This is a genomic window from Lapillicoccus sp. (genome assembly GCF_025353065.1).
In the GTDB taxonomy this organism is placed as follows: Bacteria; Actinomycetota; Actinomycetes; order Actinomycetales; family Dermatophilaceae; genus Lapillicoccus.
The window spans coordinates 1-11,853 of record NZ_JANXRJ010000324.1 but is presented as its reverse complement, the minus strand read 5'-3'; the positions used below and the strand labels follow the sequence as shown (position 1 = coordinate 11,853).

Below are 11,853 nucleotides of genomic sequence, written 5' to 3'. Positions count from 1 at the left end.
CCCGACTCCTTCCCGGCCCACAACACCGGCAGCGCAGCGACGTGGTACCTCCATCCCCCGCAGTGGTGACGACGCCACCGAAGCGCCCGCGCATCGTGTATGCCGGGTTCGCGACGCTGCGGCACAGCGGCGGCGTGCACGTCCTCACCCAGCACGTCCAGCTGCTGCGGGCGTCCGGTCACAATGCGTGGTTGTGGCTCCCCGACCCCGCCGACCGGACCGACTGGATCGACGCCGACGTCCCGGTCGTCTCGGGAGCGACGACGCCGATCGGGTCGGACGACCTGCTCGTGCTGCCCGAGACCCCGACCATCCACGGCCGCGACCCGGCACCCGGTGCCCGGAAGGTGATCTTCAACCAGAACCACTTCTACACCTTCGCGGCCGGGCCGGCGGGTCCCGACTTCCCCGACTGGTCGCCGGCCCCGGCGATGTGGGCGGTGACCGCAGAGAGCCGCGACGTCCTGGCCGCGGTCCTGCCGCACCTCCCCGTCTACCTGGTGCCCAACCCCGTCGACGGTGAGCTCTTCGCCCCCCGCCCGACGGATCGACCGCGGGTCACCTGGTTCCCCCGCAAGCGGCCGCGCGAGGCGTCTCTACTGAAAGCGCTGTTGCACAACGATGCTCGACTGACCGGGGTCGACCTGGTGGAGCTGGTCGACACCCCACGCTCCGGCGTGGCGACCACACTCGGGACGACGACCGTCTTCGTGTCGCTCGGTCACAGCGAGAGCTTCGGCCTGCCCGTCGCCGAGGCGCTGGCCTCCGGGTGCCTGGTCGCCGGATATGACGGGGGCGGCGGTCACGAGCTGTTCGAGGCTCCAGGGGTCTGGCGGGTCCCTGAGCAACGGCCGTTGCTGCTGCGGGAGCAGGTGATCGACCTGCTGGCCCGGGCGACCGAGCTCGCCCCCCTGCGGGAGGCCAACCGGGAGTGGGTGCTGGACCGCTACTCCCTCGCCCGGACCGGCGAGGCGCTCGAGGCAGTCGTGGCCGCCGCGTTCGAGCGGCCCGGAGCCGACGCCGTCGCCGCCCATCCCGCCGCCTGGCTCGGCGCCCTCGGTCCCCACTTCACGGCATACGCCTGACCTGCGCTGACCTGCCCTGACCTGACCGGCGTCGGCGTGATGTCAGTAAGCGCCCTCCACCACGTTCTCCAGCTTCTCCCCCGCCACGAACCGGCGCAGCTGCTCGGCCACCAGCGCGAACGCCCGCGAGCCGGCCTGCTTGACGTGGCCGGCGGCGTGCGGGGTGATGATGAGGTTCGGCGCGCTCCAGAGGGCGTGGTCGGAAGGCAGCGGCTCGGGGTCCACCACGTCGAGCGCCGCGCGCAGCCGGCCGGACGTCAGCTCCGCGAGCAGCGCATCGGTGTCGACCACCTTTCCACGCGCGACGTTGACCAGCAGGGCGCCGTCGCGCATCCGCGCCAGGAACTCGGCGTCGACCAGGCCCGCCGTCTTCGGGGTCAGCGGCAGGGTCAGGACGACCACATCGGCGTCCGGCAGCAGATCGGGCAGCTCGTCGGTGGCGTGCACGCCCTCGCGGGCCGAGTGCGCGACGAGGACCGGGGTGGCGTCGAAGCTGCGCAGCCGGCGGGCGGTCTGCTCCCCCAGGTCCCCCGCGCCGACGATCAACACCGTCTTGTCGCGCAGGTCGTCGGCCTCCACCAGGTCCCAGCGACGGTCCCGTTGGGCGTCGAGGAAGTCAGGCAGCCGCCGCAGCGAGGCGAGGACCAGGGTGAGCACCAGCTCGGCGACGGAGCTGCCGTGGACCCCCCGGGCGTCGCACAGGGTGACCCCGTCCGGCACGTGATCGAGGACGTCCTCGACTCCGGCGCTGGTCAGCTGCATCACCCGCAGCCGCGGCATGGCGACGAACTTCGCCTCCAGCTCGGAGGCGTCCTCCACCTGCGGCACCCAGAACTCCGTGTCCGCGAGCCCGTCGGGCTGGGGTCCGTCACCGTCCCAGGCGATCACCCGCACCCCCTCGGGGACGGTTCCGAGAAGCTCGACGGCATGGTCATCCGGCACGCATACGACGGTCACAACGGTCACCGTAGGCGCTCCCTGGACGATGCGCGGCGGCAGGTCGGCGCCCCGCCCGTTGTCAGGCACCCCGGGGCCGTGTGTGAGGAACCCCGGGAGAGGGAACATAGGACGGCAGAAGGCGCTGGCTCCGTCCGGCACCTCGCAGGCACCAGGAGAGGCTGCCGTGCTGATTCCCTGGCCCGATCAGCCCCAGGTCCCCGATCGGTTGCCGTCCGGACCCGGATGGCGTTGGCTAGACCGGCGTGGATGTCGTCATCGGAGCAGGAAGGTTGGCCAATGAGCCTTCAGGACGAGCTCGACCGGTTTGTTGCGGAGGGCCTGGACAAGGCGGCGGGGCACGGTGAGGACTACGTCGAGCTCTGGCGGGCGCTCGGTCGCGCCACGGCAGCGGGCAAGCGTTTTCGGCCCGCGCTCATGATGGCCGCTTACCACGCGTACGGCGGCAGCGACGACGAGATGGCGGGGCGCGTGGCCGCGGGGCTCGAGCTGCTGCACACGGCCTTCGTGATCCACGACGACGTCATCGACGGTGACCTCGTCCGGCGCGGGGCCGTCAACGTCTCGGGTACCTTCTCGGAGCGGGCCGTCGCCCGCGCGGCCGGACTGCAGGACTGTGCCACCTTCGGCCTCGCCGCCGGCGTGCTGGCGGGCGACCTCGCCCTGGTCGGCGCGACGCGCGAGATCGCCCTCTGCGGTGCCGCCGCCTGCACGACCCGACGGCTGCTCGACCTGCTGGACGACGCCGTCCACGTCAGCGCGGCCGGCGAACTCGCCGACGTCGCGTTGAGCCTGGGGGGGTCGGACCACGCCGGCATCCTGGCGGACGTCATCAGGATGGAGGAGTGCAAGACGGCCGTCTACTCGTTCCAGCTCCCCCTGCAGGCGGGCGCCGTGCTCGCGGGGGCCTCGGACCACACCGCCGGCCTGCTCGGCGAGGTGGGCCGGCTGGCCGGCATCGGCTTCCAGCTCGTCGACGACCTGCTCGGCGTGTTCGGCGACGAGTCCGTCACCGGCAAGAGCGCCCTCGGTGACCTGAGAGAAGGCAAGATGACGCCCCTGATCGCGCACGCCCGCAGCACGGCGGCCTGGCCGGAGATCTCGCAGCACGTCGGGGACCGGACCATCGACGAGGAACGTGCTGGGGCGGTCCGCGCGCTGCTCACGGACTGCGGGTCGCGCGCCTACGTGGAGCACCTGGCCAACCGCTACATGACGGAGTCGCTGCGCGCCGCCGAGGACCTCCACCTCGACCCCACGCTGATGGCCGAGCTGACCGGGCTGAGCCAGCGGGTCCTCGGGAACGCCGCATGAGTATGCGTGTGCCGCTGCGGTCCACCCGCCGCCCCGTCGCCAGCGACACCGACCTCTACGACCGGGTCGCGCAGGAGGCGGCAGCGACGGTCATCCGCTACTACTCCACGTCTTTCGGGCTCGCCTGCCGCCTGCTGGGCCAGCCCGTCCGCGACCGGGTCCGCAACGTCTACGCCCTCGTCCGTCTCGCCGACGAGATCGTCGACGGGCCGCTGGGCGTCCACCACCCCGCTCGGGCCGGCGCCCTGCTCGACCGGCTCGAGGAGGACACGGCCGAGGCGGTTCGCGACGGTTACAGCACCAACCTCATCGTCCACGCGTTCGCCCTGACCGCACGCGCGTGCGCCATCGAGGACGACCTGATCGCCCCGTTCTTCGCCTCCATGCGCGCGGACCTCACCGTCCGCGAGCACGACGCCACCAGCTTCGACGGCTACGTCTACGGCTCGGCCGAGGTCGTGGGCCTGATGTGCCTCCGCATCTTCGTGGCCGACGGTGCCGCCGCGCCGGACGCGACCCCGGGCGTGCCGGTCGGCTATGACGACCTGGCGCCCGGGGCACGGCGGCTGGGGGCCGCCTTCCAGAAGATCAACTTCCTGCGGGACCTCGCCGACGACCACGAGCAGCGAGGCCGCAGCTACTTCCCCGGGATCGACCCCGACCACCTGACCGAGGACGACAAAGGGCGGATCCTCGACGACATCGACGCCGACCTCGCGGCCGCGGCCGCGGCCACCCGCGACCTGCCCCGCAGCAGCCGACGCGCCGTGGCGACCGCCCAGTCCCTGTTCACCGAGCTCGCCGTCCGACTCCGAGCCACCCCGGCCGAGTCGCTTCGCCGGGAGCGTGTCCGGGTCCCTTCGGCGACGAAGGCCCGCATCGCCCTGACCGCCGTCGTCCGGGACGGCCGGTCATGAGCGCCCGTCGAGCGGTGGTCATCGGCGGCGGGTTCGCCGGCCTGGCGTGTGCGGCACTCTTGGCGCGCGAGGGCTACGAGGTCGAGCTCCTGGAGAAGAACGCGTCGCCAGGGGGTCGTGCCGGCAGCTGGAGCCAGGACGGGTTCCGCTTCGACACCGGTCCGTCGTGGTACCTCATGCCCGAGGTCTTCGACCACTTCTTCCGGTTGTTGGGCACCACCACGGAGGACCAGCTCGACCTCGTGCGGCTCGACCCGGCATACCGGGTCTTCTTCCAGGACGGGTCTGAGCCGGTCGACGTGCGCTCGGACCCCGCGGCGGCCATCGCCCTCTTCGAGGGCATCGAGCCGGGCGCCGGCAAGCGCCTCGAAACCTACCTCGCCTCGGCACGCGAGGTCTATGACCTTGCGGTCCAGCGGTTCCTCTACACGACCTATCAGTCGCTGCTCCCGCTGCTTCGGCCGGACGTCCTGCGGAACGCTGTTCGACTGTCCCGTCTGCTGATCGAGCCGATGGACCGGTTCATCGCCCGCTCCTTCACGGACAACCACCTCGCCCAGATCCTGGGCTATCCCGCCGTCTTCCTCGGCACGTCGCCGGACCGCGCCCCGAGCATGTACCACCTGATGAGCCATCTCGACCTCGCCGACGGGGTCCTCTACCCGCAGGGCGGCATCACGCGCGTCGTCGAGTCGCTGGTGGCCCTCGCGGAGGCAGAGGGGGTGCGGATCCGTACGGATGCCGAAGTGCTCGAGATCGTCACCGCGCCGGTTGCAGGGTCCGGACGGTGGCGTCCGGGTGCGGACCGTCGCCGTGCGCGGGTCCGATCGGTGCGCTTTCGCGACACCCAGGGAGGCCGGCAGGGACCGGAGCACGTCCTCGACGCCGACCTGGTGGTCGGCGCGGCCGACCTCCACCACATCGAGACCGAGCTGCTGCCCCCCGCGCTGCAGACCTATCCGCAGTCGTGGTGGGACCGCCGGGACCCGGGAACGGGAGCGGTGCTCGTCCTCCTGGGGGTGCGCGGTTCCTTGCCGCAGCTCGAGCACCACTCGCTGTTCTTCACCACGGACTGGGTGGAGAACTTCGACGCGATCCTCGGGTCACCGCCCCGGGTGCCGGACCCCGCCTCGATCTACGTATGCCGCCCGTCCGCCACCGACGCGGCCGTCGCGCCCGCCGACAACGAGAACCTCTTCGTGCTCGTGCCGATGCCGGCCGACCCGGGTCTCGGGCGCGGCGGCGTGGCGGGGCAGGGCGACGCCCGGGTGGAGGCCATCGCCGATGCCGCCATCGCCCAGATCGCCGGCTGGGCCGGCATCCCGGATCTGGCCGAGCGGGTCGTCGTCCGGCGCACCATCGGTCCGGGCGACTTCGTCACCGACGTGCACGCCTGGTCGGGGGGCGCGCTGGGGCTGGGGCACACCGCCCGGCAGAGCGCCTTCCTGCGCGGACGCAACGTCTCGCGGAGGGTCGCGGGCCTCTACTACGCGGGTCACGGCACCATCCCAGGAATCGGGCTGCCGATGTGCCTGATCAGCGCCGAGATCCTCCTCAAGGCCGTCCGGGGCGACACCTCGACCGAGCCACTGCCGACCCCGCTTCCGACGCAGAAGCCGACGTCGTTGTCGCACAAGGAGTTCGCGTGACAACAGACCTGGTGTTCACGTGACAACACAGTCGCGTCAACGATCGCGCAGGCCGACCGACATCGGCGTCGACGGCCCCACCCCCCGGGACATGCTGCGGACCTTCACGTCGGTGCGGGCGAACCCGTTGGCGTTCCTCGCCTCGGCCCAGCAGCAGTACGGCGACCTCGTCGCGTTCCCGGTGCCCGGACCCCCGGTGCTCCTCGTCAACGACCCGGCGGACGTCCGTCAGGTGCTGCAGACCGGCGCCAGGCACTGGGACAAGCAGACCGTCCAGTATGCCGCCCTGGCGCAGGTCACCGGCCCGGGCCTCATCGCCTCGGACGACCCGAGCTGGATCGAGCACCGGCGGATCGCCGCACCGGCGTTCCACCACCGGCGCCTCGACGACGCCACGGAGCAGGTGCGTGCAGCGACCCGCGTCACCACCGCGGCCTGGGCCCGGCTGCCGGCGCAGGGAGCCACGGTCGACGTCGCCGAGGTGGCCATGCAGATCGCCCTCGACGTCGTCGGGCGGACCCTCTTCTCCGCCGACCTGTCGGCCCGCGCCCAGGACCTCCTCGACGCCACCAGCGCGGCCGCGAAGCTGATCGTCGCCCTCGGGCGCTCCATCGTGCCGGTGCCGGACTGGCTGCCGACCCCGATGAAGCTGCGGCTGCGAGCCGCCGGCCGGGAGCTGGACGCGCTCAGCCACGAGCTGATCGACCGGCGTCGGGAGGTGAGCACCGACTCGCACGGCAACGACCTGCTCGGGCTGCTGCTCGACGGCGGTCTCAGCGACCGCGAGATCAGGGACGAGCTCGTCACCATGGTGGTGGCCGGTCACGAGACCGTCGCGGCGGCACTCGCGTGGACGCTGATGCTGCTCGCCGAGGACCAGCCGGCCCAGGACCGACTGCGCGCCGAGGTGAGCGACCACGGTGGACCCGTGTCGATGGTCGGCGCCGCCGAGAGCCTGCCCTGGACCCGCGCGGTCATCGACGAGTCGCTGCGGCTCTTCCCCCCGGCGTGGGTGGTGTCGCGCCGCTCGTCCCAGCCCGACCTCATCGGTGAGCAGCAGGTGCCGGCCGGGACGACGGCCATCATCAGCCCCTGGCTGCTGCACCGCCGACCGGAGTCGTGGCCGCACCCGGACGAGTTCCGACCGGAACGCTTCCTGCACACGGGGACCAGGGCCCGCTCGGACTATCTGCCGTTCGGGCTCGGCCCACGACTCTGCATCGGCCGGGAGTTCGCGCTCGGCGAGATGGCCATCGTGCTGAGCGAGCTGCTCGCCCACCACCGGGTCAGCACGCCCGGCGGCTGGTCCCGGCCGCGACCGCAGGCCCACGTCGCGGTGCACCCGCGCGGCGGGATGCCGCTCCGGGTCACCCCCTGCACCGCCGCTTCCTCTCTCATCGACCCCGGCCCCGTCCGGTCACCATGAGCACCGTGCTGCTGGCGCTGATGCTGCTGGCAGCCGGTCTCCTCGCTCACCTGCTGCTCGCCGACGCCCGGCGCGTCCCCCGACGTGCCACCCCGGTAGGGCGTGCGACAGCCGTCTCCGTCATCATCCCGGCTCGCAACGAAGCCGCCACTCTCCCAAGCCTTCTCACCTCGCTGCGATCCCTCACGGCCGCTCCCCGCGAGGTCCTCGTCGTCGACGACGGCTCCGACGACGGGACCTCTGACATCGCCCGCGCCCAGGGAGCGACGGTGATCCGGGCGACGACACCACCGCCCGGCTGGACAGGCAAGGCCTGGGCCTGTCACCAGGGCGTCGCCGCAGCGAGCGGGTCGACCCTGCTCTTCCTCGACGCCGACACGACCCTCGAGCCCGACGCGCTGGACGGCCTCCTGACGCTCCTCGACCAGGAGGGCGGACTCGTCTCCGTCCAGCCCCACCACCGGACCGTGCGGGCCTACGAACAGCTGTCCGCCTACTTCAACGTCATGTCCCTGCTCGCGTGCGGGGCCTTCGCCCGGCGCCGCCCCCGCCACCCGATGGCGTTCGGTCCGGTCCTCGTCACCTCCCGTGAGGACTACGAACGCGCCGGCGGCCACTCTGCCGTGCGGGCGGAGATCCTCGACGACGCACGACTGGCCGCGGCATACGACCGAGCGGGTATGCCGGTGCGTTGTCTCCTCGGGGGTGGGGCCGTCCGGATGCGGATGTATCCGGGCGGAACCCGGCAGCTGGTCGAGGGCTGGACCAAGAACATCGCCTCCGGCGCGGCGGCGGCGGACCGGTGGTCGGCGCTCGCGGCCGCGCTCTGGGTCGCGAGCCACTGGGCCGTGACCGTCGGCGCCGTCCTGTCGGTGGTCGTGGTCCTGCACGGAGGACCGCTGCCGCTGCAGGGGCCTCCGGCGCTGTGGGCGGCCGCGTGGGTGGGCGTGACCCTGCAGCTGCGTGCCATGCTGCGGAGGGTGGGGTCATTCCGCTGGTGGACGTGGGCGCTGTTCCCCGTGCCGCTGGTCGCGTTCAGCCTCCTCTTCGCCCGGTCGGTCCTCCTGACCTCCGTCCGGCGTGAGGTGACGTGGCGCGGGCGCGCGATCACCACCGGGCGGTCCCCGCGGGGGGAGGTGCGCTGACGTGCTGCGCCTGGTGATGTCGCGCCCGCTGACCATCGCCGTCGACGTGCTCGCGTGGGGGGTGCTGCACTCGGCCACGGGGTATCTCGCCCACCGGCTCGCCCCGGGGCGGCTCGACCACGACCCGTGGCTGCTACGGCCCCGCTCCTTCGAGGCCGGCGGCCAGTTCTACCGTCGGCGCCTCGCGATCACGCGGTGGAAGGACCGCCTCCCCGAAGCGGGCGACCTGTTCTCCGGGGGGATCAGCAAGAGCCGGCTCCCGACGCGCGACGACGCGGGGCTGCGCCTCTTCGTCCAGGAGACCCGCCGGGCCGAGCTCGGCCACTGGGGGGCGCTGGCCGCCAGCCCCCTGTTCCTGCTGTGGAACCCGCCCCTCGCCTCGGCCCTGCTCGTCGCCTACGGCATCGGCGTCAACCTGCCCTTCATTGCGATCCAGCGCTACAACCGCCAACGGGCCCAGGCCGTGCTGGAGGCCCGAACGACGTCTGGCCGGTGAGCGAGGCCCCTCGCCCCACCGCCCCCCACAGCACCGCTTGTTGCTTCTGCCGTGCCCTTTCTGGCGACATTTCGGGCAGGTATGGGCACTCGGGAAGCAACAAGCGGGGGGGTGGGGGACCGGGCGAGCGCAGCGTCAACCAACGGCCGTGGACGGCGACGGAGGTGACCGGTGTGCCTGGGACCTCAGGAGGTCCAGGCGCGCCACAGGGCGGCATACTCCCCGTCGCGGGCGACGAGCTCGTCGTGGCTGCCCAGCTCGGCGACGGCACCGTCGATGACGACAGCGATCCGGTCGGCATCGTGCGCGGTATGCAGCCGGTGCGCGATCGCGACGACGGTGCGGCCGGTCAGCAGCGCGGAGAGCGAGCCCTCCAGGGTGCGTGCGGTACGCGGGTCGATGAGCGAGGTCGCCTCGTCGAGGACGATCGTGTGCGGGTCGGCGAGGACGAGGCGCGCCAGGGCGACCTGCTGGGCTCGGCCGGGAGGCAGCTCGAGGCCGCCCGACCCGAGCCGGGTGTCCAGTCCCTCCGGCAGGGCCTCGACCCAGCTCCGCGCGCCGACGGCGACCAGCGCTTCCGCGACCCGGACGTCGTCGGCGTGCTCGCCGGCGAGCGCGACGTTGTCACGCAGGGTGCCGATGAAGACGTGGTGCTCCTGCGTGACGAGGGCGACCTCGCGGCGCAGGACGTCGAGGGGCAGCTCGGTGAGGTGGACCCCACCCACCGTCACGGACCCGGTGCGCGGCCCGTGGATGCCGGCCAGCAGGCGGCCGAGAGTCGACTTGCCCGAGCCGCTCGGCCCGACGACGGCCAGCCGCTCCCCCGAGCGGAGCACCAGGTCGATCCCGTGGAGCACGTCGTGGCCGGCGCGGTAGGCGTAGCGCAGGTCGCGTCCCTCGAGGTCCGACCCGTCGGGCAGGGCGGTGCCGGCGACCCGGTCGGGCGGCACCGTCGAGATGCCGAGGAGCCGGGTCGTCGACGCGACGCCGACCTGGACGCGGTCGACGGTGTGGACGAGCAGGTCGAACGGGCCCCACAGCGCCTCGACGTAGAGGATCGCCGTCGTCACCTGGCCGATCGTCACCCAGCCGGCGGTCACGCCGTATGCCGCGACGACGAGCACGAGCACACGCGGCAGGCTGAACGAGAGGTCCATGACGATGAACAGGAGGTTGCGCAGGGTCATCGTGTAGCGCTCGGCCTGCCCCGAGCGCTGGATGTCGTCGTCCCCGCGTCGGCGACGGTGGGAGGTCAGGCCGAGGGCCTCGACGGTGCGCGCGCCCTCGACGGTCTCGGTCAGGGTGGTGTTGATCTGCGAGTAGGTGCCGGCCTCGGTGAGGTAGCCGCGCGGGGCGCGCACGAGATAGCGGCGGATCTGCACGAGGGCCAGTGCGATGAGCACCAGGGACGGAAGGGAGAGCAGCAGCGAGTTCGACACCATCGCGACCAGGGTGAGGACGACCGTGGTGCCGGCCACGATGGTCTGCGGCAGCGCCCAGCGCACGCTCTCGCTCATGGTCCCGACGTCGCGCGTGACCCGCGTGACGAGGTCACCCGAGCTCGCGGTCTCCACCTTCGACAGCGGCAGCCGCAGGATCGAGCGGACGACGTGCTCGCGGGCGCTGGCCAGCAGCCCCTGCCCGAGGACGGCCGAGGCCGCCGTGGCGACGAAGGTGAGGACGGTCTGGGCGACGACGAGGGCGATGAGGACGAGAGCGGTCGAGGTCGCGGCCGTGAGGGCGGCGTCGGTCTGGCCGGCGCGCACCGAGGTGACGGTGGAGTCGACGAGGTCCCCGAGCATCCGGGGCACGACCAGCCCGCACACCGCCGCGACCGCGTTGCCGACGACGACGAGGGCCACGACGCCGGGACGGGCGCGCAGCAGCCCCCCGATGAAGCCCACGACCTGGCGGGCAGGTGCCACGGGCAGGCCGCGCACGGGGTTCATCGAGGCAGCGACGAAGGATCGGGCGCGCTGCTCCCGCAGGGTGTGACGACTCCGGAGGCCATCCAGACGTTCACGGAGGGAGGCTCCCTCGGCCGGGCGCAGCGCTGCGGGGACCGCGGGCTCGGCGTCGCCGGCGTCCCACGTGCGCAGCGACTCCAGGGCGAGGTCGGGGGGCAGCGGCGACAGCAGTGAGCCACGGACGGTCACGGGCGCACCTCCTGACCGAGTGGATCGGTGTCGACCGACGAGCCCGCGGGCTCGGCCGGATCGCCGTCGCTGTCACCACGCACGACCACCGCCCGGTATGCCGCGGACTCCTGCAGCAGGTCGGCGTGCCGTCCGCGAGCGGTCGCCCGGCCGTCCTCGAGCAGAACGATGTCGTCGGCGTGGTGGAGCAGCAGCGGCGACGCCGTCATGACGACCGTCGTCCGCCCGGACCGGAACGCCCCGAGGCGCTCGGCGATGCGGGCCTCGGTGTGGGCGTCGACGGCCGAGGTCGGCTCGACGAGCACGAGGACCTCGGGGTCGAGCGCCAGGGCGCGGGTGAGGACGAGGCGCTGCCGCTGTCCACCGGACAGGCCACGCCCCCGCTCCTCCAGCTCGCCCTGCCACCCGCCGGGCAGGGAGTCGAAGACGTCTTCGGCAGCCGCCGCGTGGAGCGCCTGCTCGGCGTCCTCCCGCGACAGCGACCCGTGGGGGTCGACCGCCTCGCGCAGCGTGCCCGCGAAGACGTGCGGCGAGGCATCGCTGACGAGGATGCGCTCACGCACCTGCGCGAGCGGCACCTCCGACAGGTCGACGCCGCCGACGGTGACTCCCCAGCGTCGGCGGGCTCGTTCCTCGTCCCGGGCGACCTGCTGCGCGCGCAGCACGTCGCGGCGGCGGCCCTCGACCCGCGCGGCCCGCCCGGTGAGG

10 protein-coding genes are annotated in these 11,853 nt (G+C 72.9%); 7 read left to right on the top strand and 3 right to left on the bottom strand.

Annotated elements, in window-relative coordinates; all coding sequences use genetic code 11:
* The first annotated feature begins 65 nt into the window (after positions 1-65).
* Complete coding sequence (locus Q0R63_RS23775) at positions 66-1,085, top strand: glycosyltransferase (protein WP_295702748.1); 1,020 nt, start codon at positions 66-68, stop codon at positions 1,083-1,085.
* 42 nt (positions 1,086-1,127) lie between these two features.
* Here Q0R63_RS23775 and Q0R63_RS23770 read toward each other — a convergent pair whose 3' ends face one another.
* Positions 1,128-2,051, bottom strand: a complete 924-nt coding sequence (locus Q0R63_RS23770; RefSeq protein ID WP_295702747.1) for a 2-hydroxyacid dehydrogenase — start codon at positions 2,049-2,051, stop codon at positions 1,128-1,130.
* A 270-nt stretch (positions 2,052-2,321) separates the two neighbouring features.
* On the opposite strand from Q0R63_RS23770, the gene Q0R63_RS23765 reads away from it, so the two are divergent.
* Genes Q0R63_RS23765 through Q0R63_RS23740 form a run of 6 tightly spaced genes read left to right on the top strand, consistent with a single transcriptional unit; the run spans position 2,322 to position 8,989 of the window.
* Positions 2,322-3,356: a polyprenyl synthetase family protein gene (locus tag Q0R63_RS23765; protein WP_295702746.1), complete on the top strand. Its 1,035-nt coding sequence runs from the start codon at positions 2,322-2,324 to the stop codon at positions 3,354-3,356.
* On the top strand, positions 3,353-4,273 hold the full coding sequence (locus Q0R63_RS23760; protein ID WP_295702745.1) for a squalene/phytoene synthase family protein: 921 nt from the start codon (positions 3,353-3,355) through the stop codon (positions 4,271-4,273). The genes Q0R63_RS23765 and Q0R63_RS23760 overlap by 4 nt, the downstream gene beginning before the upstream one ends.
* Positions 4,270-5,922, top strand: coding sequence for a phytoene desaturase family protein (gene crtI, locus Q0R63_RS23755; protein ID WP_295702743.1), 1,653 nt, complete (start codon positions 4,270-4,272; stop codon positions 5,920-5,922). Before Q0R63_RS23760 ends, crtI begins: the two co-directional genes overlap by 4 nt.
* A gap of 19 nt (positions 5,923-5,941) precedes the next feature.
* On the top strand, positions 5,942-7,348 hold the full coding sequence (locus Q0R63_RS23750) for a cytochrome P450 (RefSeq protein ID WP_295702741.1): 1,407 nt from the start codon (positions 5,942-5,944) through the stop codon (positions 7,346-7,348).
* Entirely contained in the window at positions 7,345-8,493 is a 1,149-nt protein-coding gene (locus Q0R63_RS23745; protein WP_295702739.1) for a glycosyltransferase, read from the top strand. Before Q0R63_RS23750 ends, Q0R63_RS23745 begins: the two co-directional genes overlap by 4 nt.
* Before the next feature lies 1 nt (position 8,494).
* On the top strand, positions 8,495-8,989 hold the full coding sequence (locus Q0R63_RS23740; RefSeq protein ID WP_295702737.1) for a hypothetical protein: 495 nt from the start codon (positions 8,495-8,497) through the stop codon (positions 8,987-8,989).
* A gap of 185 nt (positions 8,990-9,174) precedes the next feature.
* Here Q0R63_RS23740 and Q0R63_RS23735 read toward each other — a convergent pair whose 3' ends face one another.
* Together Q0R63_RS23735 and Q0R63_RS23730 are read right to left on the bottom strand one after the other, a co-directional pair.
* Positions 9,175-11,145, bottom strand: a complete 1,971-nt coding sequence (locus Q0R63_RS23735) for an ABC transporter ATP-binding protein (RefSeq protein WP_366521204.1) — start codon at positions 11,143-11,145, stop codon at positions 9,175-9,177.
* Positions 11,142-11,853: ABC transporter ATP-binding protein (locus Q0R63_RS23730; protein WP_295702735.1), on the bottom strand; the 712-nt coding region annotated here is incomplete at its 5' end. The genes Q0R63_RS23730 and Q0R63_RS23735, both read right to left, overlap by 4 nt.